Here is an 18,309-nt window from a genome sequence, read left to right on the forward strand (position 1 = left end):
TTTTGTTTTCTATTTTCGATTTTTCCTGGGCGCTGGGCTTTTAGAATAAGTCGGTAGTTGTCGTATCGCGTCGAATCGCGAAAAGCGCGCAGTTCCTGGGAGAAAAAGCAAGTATGGGAAATAAACAGGAGGGAAATATGTTTGTTCATGAATTGCAGTTGAAAGCGTCTGCCACCGTTCATATCAACAACGTGCACAATCCTCCCATCGATGTGGAGGGCGAAGTGACATGTTTTACCGTGGCCTGCATGCATTTTTACTGCGACAACAAAGTCCCCATTCCTTCGAAAGGCGTCGTGAAATTCTCTACGGGGAATGGCCGTGGTTTCCTCGAGTTGAATGTGGACATCATCTCTCGCATCGAACGCCCCAAAAACTTCTGGACCTGGAAATCGCCGCCGAAATATGAGGTTCGCCTTTCGCTAAGCAACAATTCTAAAGAAGCGGAAGAACGATACCAAGCGTTCATCCATCGGATGTTGTTCGGTCAAAGAACCGCTCCAAACCAACGGACGGATCAGGCGGAAAGCTATATCGCATAGTTCCGGCCGGCATTCCTGCGTTTTTTTATTAGCTCCCTAGCGTTGGCATAAGGGGCAGAAATGCGTCTTTCTGCCTGCGATAAGCCGTCTCTCAATCGCGCTGCCGCAGCGATAGCAAACCAGTCCCGTCCGCCGGTATACGCGAAGGCGCTGCTGAAATTCCCCTAATGTCCCATCCAGATGCCGGTAATCGTTTGTGGAAGAACCTCCGGCGTCGATCGCCTCGTTCAATACTTCGCGGATGCGATCCAGCAGTTGAGCGGCTTCCTTCTCCTCCAATCCGCATGCTGGACGCAGAGGAGAAAGGCCCGCTCGGAATAACGATTCGTCGGCATAGATATTTCCCAAGCCCGCTATGACGTTTTGATCGAGCAAAAGCGATTTGATCGGCCGTTTCCGTTTATGGATTTTATCGAAAAATTGGGGAGGATCGATTTCGAATGGGTCTTGTCCTAAATTCGCCCAGGGAGGGAAGTGGGATAATTCATGCGGGCGGAACAAGGCGGCGAAGCCGAAGCGCCGGGGGTCGCGCTGCCGCAATTCCTGCGAACCTTTATCCAACAAGATGCGGATATGCGTATGCGGCTCCAAGGCGTCGGTGGATTTCGTCAACAACAAGCGTCCGGACATTCCCAGATGATGAAGCAGTACATAGGGACCTGTGAGATACAGCAGGATGAATTTTCCCCGCCTCTCCGCCCGCAATATCGTCTCGCCCGGCGTCAAATGGATTAGCTCTCCTCCGCGCCGCAAATAATCCTTACGAAGAAGAACGTACTCGGTAATCCGCCGTCCGGCGATCCGGTTGTTTAAAGCCCGGCGTATGGTTTCCACCTCTGGCAGTTCGGGCATATTCCCATCCCGCGCATTCCATCGAAGGGAATTCGGCATCGCATAGCTGCATGGCGAGTCTAAGCGCGTACGATTATTATTATCGGCCAATAACGAGGCGGCTGGAATCGCTCCCAACGATTCTCGGCGTCATCGATCGTCCCGCAGGGGGATGAATTCGACTTCCGTAAACTCCTCCACCGTATCCACGTCGCCGGGGATCACCGCAAAGCCATCCGCTCCCAATAGCGAAGTGAGCATCCCCGATTCCTGCTTCCCCGTTGGGTAAGCGATCGGCGCTCCCGACGGCATGTGGGAAAGCCGGCAGCGCATAAAATGAGTCCGCGAACCGGGATTATGAACCAATTGACCCATCCGAGCGAACATAGTGGTATTGCGCCAATCCTTCCTTCCCATCATTAGTTTGATCGACGGTTTCACGAAGAGATGAAAAGAGGCAATAACGGAGACGACGTTTCCCGGCAGCCCGAATATCGGACGCTCGTCCAACAGGCCAAAGAGAATCGGTTTCCCTGGCTTCACCGACGCTTTGTGAAAAATCGTCCGCATACCCATATCCCGCAGCAGGCCGGGAAGAAAATCCCTCTCGCCCGCGGAAACGCCGCCGGAAGCGATCAGCAGATCGGCTTCTTCCACGCCGCGCCGGATCAAATCCCTCAGCGCGCCGGGATCGTCCCGCCCGATTCCAAGATCGGCGACGGGACAACGCAGGCGTTCCAATTCGGCGGCAAGCGTATAGGCGTTCACGTTGCGGATCTGTCCGGGAACGATTTCCGACTCCGGCTCCACCAATTCGTCTCCCGTCGCCAGCAAAGCGGCGCGAGGCGGTTGGCGTACGCTCACTTCCCGGATACCCTGCTGCGCCAAAAGTCCCCGTTCCACGGGACCGACGGCAATTCCGAGGGGCAGCAAGACGTCGCCCCGCCTTATTTCCTCGCCTTCGGGGCGAAGGTTTTCTCCCGGTTGCGCCGATGAAAAAATATCCACGCTATCGTTATGCGTTTTCGTATATTCCACCATGATCACGGCGTCGGCGCCCTGCGGCAAGGGAGCTCCAGTCATAATCTTCGCCGCCCAACCGGGTTGAAGCGTTTGGCGGGAAGGAGAGTCGCCCGCGAAGATGGCTTCTGCGACGTGCAGACGGACGGGGCGGTTTTCCGATGCGCCTTGGACGTCCTCGGATCGCACGGCGTAGCCGTCCATGGAGGTATTCGTAAAGGGCGGCAGGTTTTCTATAGCCGCTACGTCTTCCGCCAACGCCGCGCCGATCGAGCAGCGCCAATTGATGCGGCGAATGGGCAACGGCGTCAGATGATCCTCTATCAACCGCAACGCTTCTCTATAAGAAAGGAGGGATTCATTCATAATATTGGATATCTCCAATTCATTGCGTATATGGATGATTTCGAGAAAAAGATCGTTTCTTCGTTACCCGCTTAAAACAAGTCTACCAAATTTCTAAATTATCTACAGTGACGATGGGGCGGGAGATCAAAGTACAACTTCGTTCGAGATACAGGCAAATCCAAGGTAGAAATCAACCGGCGCGTCTCCGGACAAGCGATTCAATTCGGCAATAGTCTTCCTTGACAGGTCGATCAAAGCTGGAAGAATACTCCTAATGAAGATAATATTCTTATTCCGCCGGATTGGATAATCGTCTTCTCGCAAAAGCGTTATTCGCGCCCGAACCGCGCAAAAACCGGTGGATTGCGTTTTCCATTTCAATCCCAACAGGTAGATTCGCTAATTTACCGATAAGGCGTATTTATGAACTCTTTCGCTTCCGCGTTTCCCGACGAACGTTCATCCTCCATGAATTTATCCTTATCCAACCTCTTCGAACCGATAGCGGATGAACTGGCCGAGACGATTTCCTTATACCGGGAAACCGTTCTGCGTACGGCGGAACGCAACTATCTGCATACCTTGATTTCCGGCGGAGTTCCCTACCTGCCGGAAGAATTCCGCATCGCTACCGCCGACCGGATCGCCGAACACCTCTTGGAAAGCGACGGAAAGTGGATCCGCTCCGCTCTAGTTCTTCTTACCGCCAACGCCTGCGGATTCAACGGACTTCCCGCTCGTCAAGTAGCGGCGGCGGTGGAAATGATCCACATGGCTACTCTTGTCCATGACGACATCATCGACGAAGCTCCTATGCGCCGGGGCGTGGAAGCGGTTCATTGGCATTGGGGCAACTCCATCGCCGTTCTGCTGGGCGATTTTCTCTTTTCCAAAGCATTCAAATTGCTGCTCGCCAGCGGCTCGCTGCCTTCTCAATCTCTGTTAACCCAAGCGACCGGCCAAATGTGCCTGGGAGAGATTAAAGAATTGGTCATTTCGGATCAGGGGCTGATATCCGAAAAAGATTATATGGAGATGATCGAAAATAAAACCGCCTCCCTTATGGCCGCCGCCAGCGCTTCCGGCGCCCATCTCGGCGGATTGGATAGCCGGCTGGCGGAGTGCATGCACGCTTACGGCCATGCCGTCGGCATCGCTTTCCAAATTACGGACGACGTTTTGGATTTCACGGCTCCCACGAGCATCCTGGGAAAAGAGCAGGGGTGGGATATGCGCAACGGCAAAACGACGCTTCCACTCATCCACCTTTTACATAACGACGGCGTGGCGGCGCGGGGAATTTTGGAGAGTTCGCAGCCTTTCGAAGAAAAAGCGGCGCGCCTTCTCTCCCTCATGAACGAGATGGGTTCCATCGATTACGCTTACGACGCCGCTTCTCGCTACGGCGCAATCGCTAAAAACAACCTGGCCGAAGTGGAAAAGGTTGCCGGTTCTTCCCATAGCATCCATTCGCTCAACAACCTCGTCGATTTTATTCTTATCCGCGAACGCTAGGAAAGCAAATTCTCAATTTCTCGCATCTTTCCATTTCCTTCGCTAAATAGCGGGACGGGTAGCATGGGTTAGGCGTTAGCCAGCCCTTGAAAGATTGATCAAAGGCAGATTACGTCTTGCCTTTGCCACCCGGCCACCCGTCGCGCCGCATTTCGTCTTTTCTCAAAGAAATTCTCCGCAAGAATAAAAATTTTCCACATATAGTTTTTAATAAATTTCGCAATCTATTGAATTTCTTTTACTAACCACTGGCCACTGACCGCTGTTTTTAGGTACAATAATTTTGGAATAAATTAGAAAAACGTAATCCATCCTGAAATTCGAATGCAAAGAGGAAATCCCCATGTGCGAAAAGGATCGCCTAATTGCCGAACAATTCAAAAAGAAACTAATAGAAAACCAGATACCGGTTCGAGAGATGTTCCTGTTCGGTTCTCGCGTGCGGGGAGATTCAGACCAGGATTCCGACTTGGATGTGCTGGTGCTTTTGGATTGGAAAACTTCCGAGATGGATCGGCGGATTAGCCATTATGCTTGGGAAGTGGGTTTCGAGGCGGATGTAATCGTGCAACCGGTTGTCATGACCTATAAACAAGCCAAGGAAGGTCCGGAAAAATCCTCGTTGCTTCTAATGGCCGTGGAAGAAGAAGGAGTGAGCGTATGACGCCGGAAGATGTCAAGTCATTGGTCGATATTCGAATGAGCCAAGCCGATGAGTGCTTGGAAGATGCTCGAACTCTTTTCGCTTATGAAAAAGGATGGCGAACCATCGTAAATCGATCGTACTATGCAGCGTTTTATTCGGTTCTGGCTTTGCTCCAAACCCTCGGAAAAATACCCCGAAAACATAGAGGCGTCATTGTCCTGTTCGATGTGGAATTCGTTAAAACGGGATTGTTGCCCAAGGAACTTTCCGAAGCGCTGCATTGGCTTTTCGCATCGCGAAATAAAGAGGACTATATCAGTTTGGAACCGGTCTCTCGCGAAGAATCCGAACAAGCGCTGAAAACATCCGAAAAATTTGTTCAAGCTATACGCACGCATCTTCACCAAGAAGGTTTTCTTGAGGAATAGTCCCTATAAACGAATCGTAGTTTCCTACTCATCGTAAAAAAAATCCTCCTACCGAGATATTGCCTTGAGGATAATACGCGCGAACGTTCGACGGCTGCCGATGCCTATTTGAAAATCGTCCTAACACCACTTCCTATCGCGGTAATCGGAATTCGCCCAGCATAGGGCGTCTGGCGTCGCCAGATGCGCCAGGCGTTTTTCCAGTTCTTCTTTCTGCATGGAATAACGATAGCTATCCTTGATTTTCGAGGCGCCGTATGTCTTGGCAATTTGGAGATTCTCTTCAAAGGTTGCCATTCCGATATGTCCTACCAATGTCGTCGCTACGCCGGAGAGATTCCAAACGTATTCCAGCAATTCTTTAGGCGCCGCATTCGCTCCTACAACGTTGCGCATGACTTTCATACCCAAGACGCCGATATTTCTTTCCCGCGCGGCGGGCAATGGCGTCGCCGCGTAATCGCCGTAGAGCGTCGGCGTCAAGGCCAATATGACGACGTCGAAATCCATCGCTTCGATGAATTCCTTCGACCGTATGGCGCTGCTCATGCTGGAAAAGCCGATGAAGCGGGCGGCGCCTTCTTCTTTCAGCCGAACGGCCTCTTTGTAAACGCCTCGTTCCACCGCCGAGAAGCTGTCGTTATTGTTGACATCGTGAATGAGAAGAAGATCGACGTAATCCGTCTTCAGGCGCTGGAGGCTGCGTTCGAATTCCGACAACGCCGTCGTTACGTCGCGGGAATCCATCTTGGTGGATAGATATATGCGGTTGCGATAGGGCGCCAAAATCGCTCCAAAACGGTCTTCGCTGGCTTGGGGATAATTCCAGTGATAGCTGGGGGCCGTATCGAATAGGTTCACGCCTTCCGCTACGGCTTTTTCCAACATCGGCTCCCATACGCCGTCCTTATTTTCCAAAAACTGCGAGCCGCCGCCGAAAGTGAGCAAAGAAACTTTCATGCCCGTCTTCCCCAAAATGCGAAACGGCATTCCTGCTTCCGCCGCTGTGGATGAGACGGGAGACAAAAACTCCATCGACGCCGCTCCGGCAGCGCCGATAGCTGCTTGCTTCATGAAGTCGCGGCGAGAAACGCCGTTGGATTGTTTTTCCATGATCCATCGCCTTTCTATGCGTTCTTTTCGGAAGCCGTTATCGCCGCCAGCGAGATTATTAAACGGCGCCTTCTACGTCTTCTACTCCTCGCGCCTGGCGGCTCTTGCGGGTTATGCGTTCGAAATCTTGCGGGCTAACATCGTCGGGCACTCCGCCGGAATCCATGAAGATAAGACGTCCGTATCTTTGGCCCAATCTTCCCATCTCATGCAAAAAAACATTCTGCCGATCGGCTTCCCAATTCCAAAAGCTAGCAGGAAATCCGCCCGTTACAATGAAACGATCCGAATAAGTTTTCATAACGTGCTCGATAGTATGTCCTTCTTCGGGATCGAATGGATTAATAAAATCGAAGCCGCATTCCGCCAAATCGTCGAGAATAGCGGTTATCGCCCCGTGACTGTGACAATGAACTCTGCCTCCCAAATCGTGGACGGCGTTGCAAAGTTTCATATGCCAAGGTTGGAAGAAGGTTCGATAATGCTCCCTCTTCATGAGGAGTGATTTTTTGGTTCCTAGATCGTCGCAAAGCGCGATGCAATCCGCGCCCGCTTCTATCATTTTGCGCGCCGCCGTCAAATTCCACTCTCCCAACCGTTCCGCCAATTCATGGATTAAGTTCGGCTCCAGAATGAGATTCATGAGCGTCTCGGAATATTCCATAAGAAAATAATGCAGCCCCGAAAAGAAGCCGTTCAGCGATCCGAGAACGTATTCGCCTTTCGATTTGAGATAGGCGGCGTCTTGCGTGAATCCTGCGTAACGTTCCGGCGCGGCGGGATCGGGCAATTCCAGACGCTGCAAATCTTCCCGGCATTTCACCGGATGATCGTAGTGATGATAGAAATGGGGGTGAAATTGCACCTTGGCGCGCACGCCAGTTTCGTATTCGACGACGAGTTCATTCTCGTCGCGCTTGATCGAGCGGCAGAAAAACTCGCCGGGGCCGCCGTGGCCGAAGCAGATATTGGCGCCTTTTCCCAGGCATGAAAAGCATCGTCCCGTATGATTGTTGAATCGGATCAACCGATCCAAATTGTCTGCACCCATCGCACTGGAATCGAATCGATCAGGAACATCGTAAATCCACATGGGAGAATAATGGCATGGCTCCGGCGACAATCTTCTCGCCAGATCGCTGTTGAAAAACGACATCCAATGCTGAGGAACGGGTATATCTTTACGTCCCTCCAGCATGGCTTGAATCCATTCCCGTTTCGTCATCTTCGCTCCCTGTTTTTGAATGCGCCGTTCTAAGGGATTCTTTTTCGTCTATCGCCACGCTGCCTTATTCACTCATGTTACGCGCCTGGAAGTACGGGCGTCCCACCCGCAAGTTGGAGAAACCGTCCCAGAGCGGCGAATGGGATTTCTATCTGTTGCGTTTTTGAATCACGAAACCACGAAATCACTCGAATTCCACGAAATATTCGAATCGCGGATATTGCGGATTCTTTTGGATTTCACGAAAAAAAGCATTTCATAAAGCGATCCCATGCTCCAACTTTTTTTTCTTTTTTTCGTGTTTTTCTTTTTCCTTTCGCGTTTTCGTGATTCAAACGACAATTGAAAAAGTTCCCATTAATTGTCCTTCGCGCGTAGCATGAGTTCCTCAGGCAATGCGGCGGATAATCTTTTACCTAATAAATGCCTCTTATTCTTTTCGCGATTCGTTGACTTATGTTCTTGACAAGATTATCGTTGGTTTGCGCTTTGAACAAAGTGGAACATCGCGGCATTTATGGAATTATTCTGGGAAAGACCTCCTTAAAACAACGGCGCTTTTTTTCATTCCCATTCTTTCAAGGATGATCGTCCATGATAAAAACAGCCATAATCGGCGCTGGAGGCATCTCCCGCACTCATATCGAAACCTATAAACAATTTCCCCAACGCTGCCGCATCGCCGCCCTGGCGGACGCCTATCCGGAAAAAGCGCAAGCCAAAAACGACGAATTTCAACTCGGAGCGGCAGTTTATGACGATTATAAACGCATTTTGGAAAATTCCGAAATCGGTCTAGTTTCCGTCTGCACGCCGCCTTTCCTTCATGCTCCCATCAGCGTCGATTGCCTCAATGCGGGCAAGCACGTCATCTGCGAAAAACCGATGGCGTCCTCTCTAGCTGAATGCGATGCTATGCTCGAGGCCGCCGAGCGCAATGGGAAAATTCTCGCCATTATCGCCCAAAACCGATTTCGCGCTCCAGTCTGGAAATTGAAAAAACTGCTGGATTCCGGCGCGGCGGGAAAAGTATTGCACGCCCAGGTGGAATCCTATTGGTGGCGCGGCCATTGTTATTACGATCTCTGGTGGCGCGGCGTCTGGGAAAAAGAAGGCGGCGGCTGCACCTTGAATCACGCCGTCCATCATATTGACATGTTTCAATGGATGATGGGCATGCCATCCGAAGTGCGCGCCGTATTGGCCAATACAGCTCATGACAACGCCGAGGTGGAAGACCTCTCTATCGCCATTTTGAAATATCCCAGCGGCGCGCTCGCGCAAATTACCAGTTCCGTCGTTCATCACGGCGAAGAGCAGCAGTTGATCTTCCAGGCGGAAAAAGCGCGGCTCTCCTTCCCTTGGAAAGTCTGCGCCATGAAATCCCGCGACAATGGCTTTCCTGATGCGGATACTGATCGGGAAAAAGAGATTCAAGATTTATATGACGGCATCCCATGGCTGGAATTCGAGGGATATGAGGGCGAATTCAATGGCGTTTTGACGGCTATCGAAAGCGGCGGCGAGGTTCTGATAAGCGGACGGGAAGGACGCAAAACGCTGGAACTAATCTCCGCCATCTATCAATCCGCCTTTACGGATAAGACGGTCAAGCTGCCTATGACGCCAGCAGATCCTTTTTATACGAGAGAAGGCGTCTTGGCTAACGCCGTTCATTTCCACGAGAAAAAATCGTCCGTTGAGAATTTCGGCGACGACCGCATCATCGTCGGCTCCAGCCGCGATCAAAAGAAATAGAAGGAGCAATTTCCATGTCAAGAACGGACGGCGGCATGTACGCCCCCAAAGGCAAACCGAATCCCGTATGTCAAAAAGGCGATTTTCGCTTCGCCGCCATCGGCTTGGATCATGGCCATATCTACGGCATCTGCAACGGCCTTACCGAAGCGGGCGGGGAATTGATTTGGGTTTACGATCCCGATCCTGCCAAGGTTGCCGCTTTTTGCAAGGAATATCCGCAAGTCAAATCGGCAGCATCGGAGCAACAGGTTTTGGAAGACGCATCCCTCAACATGATCGCCAGCGCAACGGTTACTTGCGAACGGGGACCATTGGGTTTGCGGGTTATGGATCACGGCAAACACTACCTCAGCGACAAAGCTCCCTTTACGACGATGGAGCAATGGGAAAAAGCCCGCGCCAAGGTTACGCAGACGGGATTGATCTGGGCCGTCTGCTATAGCGAGCGCGTACACAACGAAAGCGCCGTCTTCGCCGGGCAATTAATCAAAGAGGGCGCGATTGGCTGCGTCTTGCAAGTAACGACCATCGCGCCCCATCGCCTCAATCCCGCCAATCGCCCGGCCTGGTTCTTCCAACGGCAAAAATACGGCGGCATTCTTTGCGACATCGGCAGCCACCAGATCGAGCAGTTTCTCTATTACGCCGATGTGAAGGAAGCTGAAGTCGTGCATAGTCAAATCGCCAATTACAACCACCCAGACTATCCCGAATTGGAAGATTTCGGCGACGCCCTGCTGCTGGGAAGCAACGGCGCGTCGCTTTATTTCCGCGTGGATTGGTTTACGCCGGACGGCCTGCGCGTCTGGGGCGATGGTCGAACATTTATTATGGGAACCGAGGGCTATATCGAGTTGCGCAAATACATCGACGTAGCTCGCGCCGACGAAGGCGATCATGTTTTTTTAGTGGATGGAAAAGAAGAAAAGCATTTCGCCGTCCAAGGCCAGGTGGGATATCCCTTCTTCGGCCAGTTGATCCTCGATTGTCTCAACAGAACGGAAAACGCCATGCCGCAAGAGCATGTCTTTCTCGCCGCCCGCCTCAGTTTGGAAGCGCAGGCGCGGGCGGTGCGCATTCGGTAAAAGCGCTGGCGGGAATGCGCGATCAAGGCTTTTGCTGCTCTCTGAGAATGGCAGGCTGCGCTTCGCTTTTAGCCTACCCTACGCAACTGGTTTTGCGATGTATAATATAATAAAATTGCCTAACCGGAAAATGGAGAATGCGCATGAAAACCGCCGAAGAAATCATTTTAGAAATTCATGAACTTCCGCCGGAAGAAAAACAGAAAGTCGCTGATTATTTAAACGGCGAAGAACCCGGATTTTACGCGCCTGAATCTCAAAAAGCCTATCGACAGGCTCTCAAAGAGGTGGAAGAAGGAAAAACGCATCCAGTCAAGAATCATGAAGATTTAATGAAACAACTCGCCTCTTAAACGTATGCGTTACGAATTTTCCGATATTTTCCGGCATGAATTTCAAAATCTTCCAAAAGTAATTCAAAAAACCGCCGCCAAACAATTCAAATTATTTCTGGAAAATCCATTTCATCCATCTCTCAATTCCAAAAAATTAAAAGAGGAGAATAACGTTTGGCAGGCGAGAATCAACTATAACTACCGCTTCACCTTTCTAATCAAAGGCGAAGTCTACTATCTTTTGCATATCTTCCGCCATAAATAGCCCCGCAGGATAGGCAGTGTTTTTTGATTAATATTTGTCTGAATCAGGATACCCAGGATGAAAGGATGACCAGGATTTTTTTATCTTTTATCCTGCAAATCCTGGCCATCCGGATTCTGACAAAAAGCGCTGATGGCGGGCTACGCTTCGCTTTTAGCCCACCCTACGCAATTCTTATCTCTTCTTCAATAATATCCAAATGAAAACCGGCCCGCCGATGAGCGCTGTTATGATCCCTACCGGCATCTCTCTAGGCGAAAATAAGGTGCGGGCCGCTGCGTCGCATGCAACCAAAAACGCGCCGCCTAGGAAAAAGCAGCCGGGAAGCGCGATGCGATGATCGTAGCCGCTCAGTCTTCTCACGGCGTGGGGAACAATCAATCCAACAAATCCGATCGGTCCCGATAGCGAAACCACCGCCGCCGTCGTTAAGCCTCCACCGAAAAAGATTTTTTTCTGCACCGAACCGACATCCACGCCATGCCCCGCCGCCAATTCTTCTCCTACGGAAAGATGATTCATCTCCAAGCGGCAGGAAAAAAGCATATACAATCCCGGCAGCAAAAAGGGGAACAACGCCGTTAACTCTTCAAAGCCGCCGATCTCCAATCCGCCCATCAACCAGCGATCCATCTGAATGAGAAATTCAGGGCTAGCGGCGTAGCGCATAAATAGAATAAATCCGGCGGAAACGATGGATACCGTTATCCCCGCCAGCAGCAGCGTCGGCGCGGCGATGCCTTCCGGACGGCGGGAGAGCGCGTAGAGAAAAATCAACGCCGCCGCCGCGCCAAGCAGGGAAAACAGTTGCACGGTGGAAAAGGGTCCCCAAGAAAAATGCAGTCCCGGAACGACGATCGCCAATGTTGCCCCCATTGTGGAGCCTCCCGTAACGCCTAGCGTATACGGTTCCGCCAACGGATTATGCAGGATCGCCTGGAAACACGCTCCCACCGCCGCCAGCGTTCCCCCCGCTAACGCCGCTAGCAAAACGCGAGGAATGCGCTGGGAAAATAAAATGGAGAAATCGATATTTGCAGCGCCGCCGCCAAACAACGATTTTATCGCTCCAAGAGCGTCGATGCGTTCGGCGCCCACCAACGGCGCCGCCGCCAACGCCGCCGCCAATGGCAAAAAATAGAGCAGCAAGAGCCAATAATAAGAATGCCGCGTCAACGCCTCTTTCAACGCTCTCCTCCTCGCCGTTGCGGGAACAACATAGGCCGCCCTTGCGGATGCCGGGTCAGGAGAACGCCTTCGCCATAAGTACGGGATACGGTTTTCGGCGTCAATACTTCTTCCGGCGTTCCTTCTATTCCGATGCGTCCCTGTTCAAACAGCGCCAGGCGGCTGCAATACAGCGATGCCGCATTGACGTCGTGAATCGCCGCCAATACGCCCATCCCCTTCTCCGCTAAATCGCTTAATAACTCAAAGAACAACGCTTGATGATGCAAATCCAAGGAAGCCGTCGGTTCGTCCAGCAGTAATAGCGAAGGCTCTTGCGCCAAAACCGACGCCAGAAATACCCGCTTCTGTTCTCCTCCCGATAATTGGGAGATGCGGCGCTTGCGAAAAGCCAACGTCTCCGTCATCTTCATCGATTCCTCGATGACTTCCAGATCGGCTTCGCTCAAAAAACCGCCCGCTTTCAAGTGGGAATACCTCCCCATCGCCACAATATCTATTACATGCAGATCGTATTCGCAGGCCGTATTTTGGGGCAGATACCCCACAAGCCGGGCGGCGCTGCGGCGGTCGAGCGAGAAAATGTCCTTGCCGTCCATCACCGCTTCGCCCGCGTCCGGACGCAGCGCACCGGCGGCGATGCGCAAAAAGGTGCTCTTCCCCGATCCATTGAGGCCGACGATCGCCGCAATCTCTCCCGCGCAAAGACGAAAGGAGGGTACATCGAGCCTCCAATCCGAATCAGGGTAGGTAAAACGTATATTGGATAAACGCAAACGTTCCATTGTTAGGGATGCGGCCTTTCCGCCGAGTCAATTATCGAGTTTTTCATCATTCATCATTCGTCACTCACCATTCCCTTATGAATTAGTTCGTAAAATCGCCGGGCGGTAAGAACCATGCGGGGGCCGGGAATTGTGACGTAATCGTCCGTAATAGAATAAACTCGTCCCGACGCGGCGGCGGGAGTTATGGGAGAAGCATACCAATCTTCCAGTTCGGCGCGTCCCCTTCCCGACAACGACGTTTCGTTGGGATTCAGCTCGATAATGACATCCGGCGCCCGCTTCAGCAGCGATTCTACGGATACTTGCGGATAAGCTCCGCCGATATCTTTAAAAATGTTATCTCCTCCAGCGATTTCCAACAGTTCGTTTAAAAAGGAATTGCTATTAACGGTATACAATCCCGCCAGCGATCCCCCCTTTCTTCCCACGCAAAGAAAAACCTTGATACGGCGCCCTATTTGCTTGGCGCGCAGCCGGACGTCATCCAAATCGTATTTCATATTGCTTATCAAGTTTTTCGCCGTTTCGGAACGCCCCAGCGCGTCTCCTATCGTTTGGATATCCCGCAAAACGCATTCGAAATCGCTCATATCCACCCGCAGCCGCGCGATGTTTTCGCGGCGGCACAATTCGGATACAGGTTCCATCCGTCCCAACACGATAACCAAATCCGGCTTCAACGCTACAATGCGCTCCAAGTTGGGATCGATAATTCCCCCGATTTTTTCCACTTGCGCCGCCTCCGGCGGATAATTGGAGAACTCGCTGACGCCTACCACGCGTCCGCCTCTTCCCAAAGCGAAAACGATTTCCGTGATGGAAGGCGCGGCGCAGACGATGCGCTGAGGATCGAATCCGGCGGGTAAATCGCTAAAACCGCTCTGGCGAGACGTTTCCAGCCAAGCCGCCCATATAACCAATCCTACTCCCAAAAAAAACAACAAAGCCAGAATCGCTGTCGAGCGTTTCATTCTTGCACACTCCAAGATCGAAAAATGCCAACGGTTTATGATGGCGTCTTCATGCCGCTGGTTCAATGAGGACAAAGAAAGAGTAAAAGAAAAGCCGGCGAATTGATTCGGCATGAAGGAGGAATGCGATCATTCGCCGAGGGGGGATAAATGGGGGGAAGGATAAACCGCCATCTGAGCGGCGTCGATCAAAGCGTCAAGCGGAAAAGGTTTGAGAAGGAATTGCGAAGAATGGCCCAAAGGAAATTCTTTTTTGTTTTCGCAAGGGAAGGCGCTGGAAATAACGATATAGGGGGAATTCGATCTGTCGCGGATTTTCTTGAATAAATGCCAGCCATTTCCCTCTTTTAGATTTACGTCCGTAAAAATGAAACGGATATCCTTCTCGCGTTCGAGAAAAAATCTCCAACCGTCCATCTCCGTTTCGGCTTCGATAATATCGAAATGTTGATTCTCGAGTACGTCCTTGACAAATGACCGAACGCATGGATCGTCTTCAACGATCAAAGCAATTGGAGTCATTTTCCCACCTATAAGCCTTTAGAATATATAAACATAAAAATTTAATAATTAATATAATTTTTATAAATTGCCGAATAACCAGATATTAATATAATCGACTAAATCGAAGCAAGGTTTAGAAAAGAAAAAAGTATGTAATTAATAATAATTTAATATTGATGATTTATTGAACCGCGTCAACGCCTATATGATGAAAAATCAATCAAAAATTTGTGTTTTTCGTTTGCAATAAGAGTCGCGTATGGAATTACTTACGCCGCTTTGCCTACAATTTATTTAAAGATTCGAAACTAGACGCTTATATCTGCAATGTAACCTTTGCTCAATGTCTACCGGCGAAATGCGTAAAATTTTCGTTCGCTCAAAGGACAAGGCCGCATGGATTCTCCTGAATACAACCTTTTTTCTTCGAATTTATTCGGTTCTGACCCGATCATAAAAAAAAATAAAAAAAAAGCTAAAGTTTTTATAAAGGGAAGCCGATACTATGGCCGACAAGGTTAAAAAATAGGTAATGAAAAAGAGGAATTCAAACAAGAAATACGAATTAAAATAAGCCGTATCTTTCGCATCCCGGCCAAGAATGTTGAAGTGAATTACGGCTTAATCGACCGTGGCAGCCGCTGTTAGAACCGAGGAAAGGCTTGTGGGCGTCTACGTTTTTTTTATATCCTCCCGCATCCCTCCCCTAAAAAGGCTTCCACTCCGTTTCACCCCCAAGAGCGTTCCCGACCCATCCGGTCCGGACGCGGCCAAAAGCGATCGTTCCTGACCGCCGCAGAACCGCCGATCGTGGTTCTGCGGGAAGATGCGCTCGATGGCCTAAACGGCCGTTTCCGTCCTCTGGTTTCCGAGGCCCCAGGGCGGCGCGGCGAGGGAACGCAAAGAGAAACCGGCGCACTCGCGTCTTTGGAATACAATTTCTCGATGGTTTTACGTCTATGTTGAGAGAGGGTCAAAAAGCAAGTTAAAAAAATTAAGCCACAACTTCGCATCCCGGCCAAGAGAAGTGAGTTATGGCTTAATCGACCGCCGCAGCGCGCCGCCAATTCCGAGCACGGCAGGCGCTACGTCTTACTTGTTCTAACCTTTTGAACCAAGCGGTCAAGACTTGCAGTCTACAAGCAAATGACCTTGCTCTCAGTTATAGGCAAAAACCGAAAAAACTTTAGCAAAAAGTTCAAAACAGCCGAATTTTTTCGACTTGCGATCTATAACGAGAGAGGGCGATTATGGTCGTTCAGAGTTCTCTGGCCAATCTGGCCAGCAATACGATCATCGCGGCGATGCGCACGGGGCAGAACAGCGTGAGAACCAGCATCGAACGGCTGGGGACCGGGCTGCGCATCAACAGCGCCAAGGACGATCCCGGCGGATTGGTTACAAGTACGAAACTCGCCACCCAGTTCAGGGGTCTCGATCAAGCCGCCGCCAATGCGCAAACCGGCATCGGCATCGCCGAAGTGGCAACGGAAGGCGTCGGCAAGATTTCCGACTTGCTGCAACAAATCCGATCTTCCATTCTCGCCGCCAACGCTCTCAGTTCCGGTTCCAGCGCCCGGCTGGCTTATCAAAGAGACATTCAGGAAAAAGTCGATGAAATCAACACCATCGCTTCAGAAACCAAGTATCAAAACAAAAATCTTCTGGACGGCACTTTTTCCGCTCAAACCGATTTCAGCGCTGGTTCCCGCGGTTTCGGCGGCAGCGTCGCGTTCGGCGCCGATGCGTCCGTCCTCACCAAAGGAAAGGCCTCTCTTAACATTTATCAGATCCAAGTGGGAACGGAAACGATAAAATCGGGTTCCGATTTGCTTTTTAATACGGGCATCCGCTACGCCACCGACATCTCCGTCTCTTTCGGGCAATTGGCGAAAGGGGGAAGCGCCGCCGTTACAGCCGATAACCTCAACAAGTTAACCTTCAACCGCGTATCTCTGCAAAATAATGGCCAAATTAAATTCAACGGCCTTTTGGCCGATGGAACCACCAATTTTGCGGGAACCTTCGACATCGAAGCCTCTTCCGACCTCGACTCCCTGATTTCCGCCATCCAGAGCAAGATCGACATTGCGGAAACGGTCAACGGCGTCGAGGGAACGAATAGCGGAGAGACCACCGTCGGTTACAATACCTCTACGGGACGCTTGGAATTCGCCAACAGCCAAACCGGCGCCATCTCCCAATTCGCCATCAATTTTACCGTGAAAAACGCCGCCAGCTCCGTTCAAACCAGTTTCGGCTCCGAACGGATAGGCGCCTTCGCCAATGAATTCCTCACGACGACGGGTTCCGGCGCCAAAATCGGCAACAGCGTCAGCGCCATCACCGGCTCCACGTTCGCCAGCGGCAATTACGACATTGAAGTATCCAACGTTCAGGCGGCGTCCAATCGCATCGTCGAATCCAGCATGGGATTCTTCACCAACGTCAGTTTATCTACGCCGGTCGCCAGTGCTACGAACCTCTCCAGCGCTTTTATTAACGGCGTTTCCCTAGCCAACGGCGATGTGATTACGTTTGGCGGTTCCGATCCGGACGGAACCACTTTTAGCGTCGCCTTCACCGTAAGCGATGCGGCGGGCAGCGAAGATTACCGCGACGGACGCGCCGCCACCTTCGGCGATTTGCTCAATGGACTCAACAATCGCGATCGGACCGATACGGGTTATGGATTCAACCAAGCCACGGCCACTTTGACCGCCGGCGGCGCTCTGCGGCTCGAGGACGACGTCGCCAATACTTCGTCCAGCAATTTTAACTTCTATATCACCAATATCCGCACCGTCGACGACGGCATGGGCGGCTTCACTATCGAATTGGAAAATTCCGATACGTTCGACGCGAACACTATTACGGAGGGCAACCGCGAGACGGCTACGATGTCCATCGCCGGAGGCCCCTCCCAAACCGTCAAAGCTGGAGACGTCGTTACGCTCGAAGGCGGAAACTCGATTGGAGAGAACGAACCGACGCCTTACGTCACTTTCCGCGCCGGCAATAACCTCCAAGAGGGAACGGACAAATTAACCATTACGGAAAACATTTATGAAGGCACTCTGAACGACGGTCCTAAAGTGCAATTCCGCAACGGTCAGCAAAACGTCGTTTTCACCGCCAATCCCAGCGATGGCCGCAGCGCGTTTCAACAAATCAAGATCAATTTCGACGACGTTCTCAACATCACCAATTCTATCCAAGAAGGGGCGGAACGCTTCGTTCTCTCTTCCACCGGCCGCGATTTGAATTTTCAATTGGGAGTGACAGACGAGAAGATTTTAGTCATTCCCGATTTGCGCTCAGCCAATCTCGGCCTCGACGAGGAACAAAATCTCGAGGCCATCGACGTATCTACCACCACCGGCGCTTTGGAAGCGCTCGATATCGTCGATAGCGCCCTAAACCAAACCAGCGACGTCCTCGGACGGATCGGCTCCTTTACGTCCCGGCTGCAAGACGTTGTCAGTCACCTCGATTTCACGTCGTATATTCTTCAAAATTCGTACGATCAAATCACCGGCGTCGACGTGGCCCAGGAAACGACCGACTACACGTTGAATTCGATCTTCATGGAAGCGCGAGCCTCGCTGCTTATCCAAGCCAATACGCTGCAAAAGAACGTCTTTTCCATTTTGTATGGATTGAACACAACTACTAGATAGAAGTTATTGTTTTGTTTACGGGGAGAAAATAGCGGAGGGTAGAAGAAACGGCAAAGAGGCAAAC

Annotated in this window: 16 protein-coding genes; 8 read left to right on the plus strand and 8 right to left on the minus strand. The window is 51.2% G+C overall.

Going from position 1 to position 18,309, the window contains the following annotated elements; all coding sequences use genetic code 11:
* Positions 1 to 137: 137 nt before the first annotated feature.
* Positions 138 to 542 (plus strand): hypothetical protein, encoded by a 405-nt coding sequence (locus AB1656_19200; protein ID MEW6237516.1) that lies wholly within the window; start codon positions 138 to 140, stop codon positions 540 to 542.
* 36 nt (positions 543 to 578) lie between these two features.
* On the opposite strand, the gene mutM is transcribed toward AB1656_19200, so the two are convergent.
* Both mutM and glp read right to left on the minus strand, forming a co-directional pair.
* Positions 579 to 1,394 (minus strand): bifunctional DNA-formamidopyrimidine glycosylase/DNA-(apurinic or apyrimidinic site) lyase, encoded by an 816-nt coding sequence (gene mutM, locus AB1656_19205; GenBank protein ID MEW6237517.1) that lies wholly within the window; start codon positions 1,392 to 1,394, stop codon positions 579 to 581.
* Between the two features lie 129 nt (positions 1,395 to 1,523).
* Positions 1,524 to 2,759, minus strand: a complete 1,236-nt coding sequence (glp, locus tag AB1656_19210) for a gephyrin-like molybdotransferase Glp (protein MEW6237518.1) — start codon at positions 2,757 to 2,759, stop codon at positions 1,524 to 1,526.
* A 405-nt stretch (positions 2,760 to 3,164) separates the two neighbouring features.
* Here glp and AB1656_19215 point away from each other — a divergent pair, with 405 nt between their 5' ends.
* From AB1656_19215 to AB1656_19225, 3 genes are all read left to right on the plus strand, one after another.
* Positions 3,165 to 4,256, plus strand: a complete 1,092-nt coding sequence (locus tag AB1656_19215; GenBank protein MEW6237519.1) for a polyprenyl synthetase family protein — start codon at positions 3,165 to 3,167, stop codon at positions 4,254 to 4,256.
* A 343-nt stretch (positions 4,257 to 4,599) separates the two neighbouring features.
* Positions 4,600 to 4,920: a nucleotidyltransferase domain-containing protein gene (locus AB1656_19220; GenBank protein ID MEW6237520.1), complete on the plus strand. Its 321-nt coding sequence runs from the start codon at positions 4,600 to 4,602 to the stop codon at positions 4,918 to 4,920.
* On the plus strand, positions 4,917 to 5,330 hold the full coding sequence (locus AB1656_19225; GenBank protein MEW6237521.1) for a HEPN domain-containing protein: 414 nt from the start codon (positions 4,917 to 4,919) through the stop codon (positions 5,328 to 5,330). The genes AB1656_19220 and AB1656_19225 overlap by 4 nt, the downstream gene beginning before the upstream one ends.
* Positions 5,331 to 5,450: 120 nt before the next feature.
* Here AB1656_19225 and AB1656_19230 read toward each other — a convergent pair whose 3' ends face one another.
* Together AB1656_19230 and AB1656_19235 are read right to left on the minus strand one after the other, a co-directional pair.
* Complete coding sequence (locus tag AB1656_19230; GenBank protein MEW6237522.1) at positions 5,451 to 6,443, minus strand: aldo/keto reductase; 993 nt, start codon at positions 6,441 to 6,443, stop codon at positions 5,451 to 5,453.
* Between the two features lie 58 nt (positions 6,444 to 6,501).
* Positions 6,502 to 7,668, minus strand: coding sequence for a uroporphyrinogen decarboxylase family protein (locus AB1656_19235; GenBank protein MEW6237523.1), 1,167 nt, complete (start codon positions 7,666 to 7,668; stop codon positions 6,502 to 6,504).
* Positions 7,669 to 8,262: 594 nt separating this feature from the next.
* Here AB1656_19235 and AB1656_19240 point away from each other — a divergent pair.
* From AB1656_19240 to AB1656_19250, 3 genes are all read left to right on the plus strand, one after another.
* Entirely contained in the window at positions 8,263 to 9,426 is a 1,164-nt protein-coding gene (locus AB1656_19240; GenBank protein MEW6237524.1) for a Gfo/Idh/MocA family oxidoreductase, read from the plus strand.
* A 14-nt stretch (positions 9,427 to 9,440) separates the two neighbouring features.
* On the plus strand, positions 9,441 to 10,514 hold the full coding sequence (locus AB1656_19245) for a Gfo/Idh/MocA family oxidoreductase (protein ID MEW6237525.1): 1,074 nt from the start codon (positions 9,441 to 9,443) through the stop codon (positions 10,512 to 10,514).
* Positions 10,515 to 10,657: 143 nt separating this feature from the next.
* The gene (locus AB1656_19250; protein MEW6237526.1) at positions 10,658 to 10,867 is read left to right on the plus strand and encodes a hypothetical protein; all 210 of its coding nucleotides are present in this window, start codon (positions 10,658 to 10,660) and stop codon (positions 10,865 to 10,867) included.
* A 421-nt stretch (positions 10,868 to 11,288) separates the two neighbouring features.
* Here AB1656_19250 and AB1656_19255 read toward each other — a convergent pair whose 3' ends face one another.
* The 4 genes from AB1656_19255 to AB1656_19270 all read right to left on the minus strand — a co-directional run bounded on the left by AB1656_19255 (position 11,289) and on the right by AB1656_19270 (position 14,583).
* On the minus strand, positions 11,289 to 12,302 hold the full coding sequence (locus AB1656_19255; GenBank protein ID MEW6237527.1) for an iron ABC transporter permease: 1,014 nt from the start codon (positions 12,300 to 12,302) through the stop codon (positions 11,289 to 11,291).
* Entirely contained in the window at positions 12,299 to 13,087 is a 789-nt protein-coding gene (locus tag AB1656_19260; protein MEW6237528.1) for an ABC transporter ATP-binding protein, read from the minus strand. Before AB1656_19260 ends, AB1656_19255 begins: the two co-directional genes overlap by 4 nt.
* A 53-nt stretch (positions 13,088 to 13,140) precedes the next feature.
* Positions 13,141 to 14,061 carry an ABC transporter substrate-binding protein gene (locus AB1656_19265; GenBank protein MEW6237529.1) on the minus strand — a complete coding sequence of 307 codons (921 nt, stop codon included), beginning with the start codon at positions 14,059 to 14,061 and terminating at the stop codon, positions 13,141 to 13,143.
* A gap of 129 nt (positions 14,062 to 14,190) precedes the next feature.
* Positions 14,191 to 14,583, minus strand: coding sequence for a response regulator (locus tag AB1656_19270; protein ID MEW6237530.1), 393 nt, complete (start codon positions 14,581 to 14,583; stop codon positions 14,191 to 14,193).
* A gap of 1,232 nt (positions 14,584 to 15,815) precedes the next feature.
* Here AB1656_19270 and AB1656_19275 point away from each other — a divergent pair.
* Positions 15,816 to 18,245 (plus strand): flagellin, encoded by a 2,430-nt coding sequence (locus AB1656_19275; GenBank protein MEW6237531.1) that lies wholly within the window; start codon positions 15,816 to 15,818, stop codon positions 18,243 to 18,245.
* Positions 18,246 to 18,309 lie beyond the last annotated feature (64 nt).

The organism is Candidatus Omnitrophota bacterium (assembly GCA_040755155.1).
In the GTDB taxonomy this organism is placed as follows: domain Bacteria; phylum Hinthialibacterota; class Hinthialibacteria; order Hinthialibacterales; family Hinthialibacteraceae; genus JBFMBP01.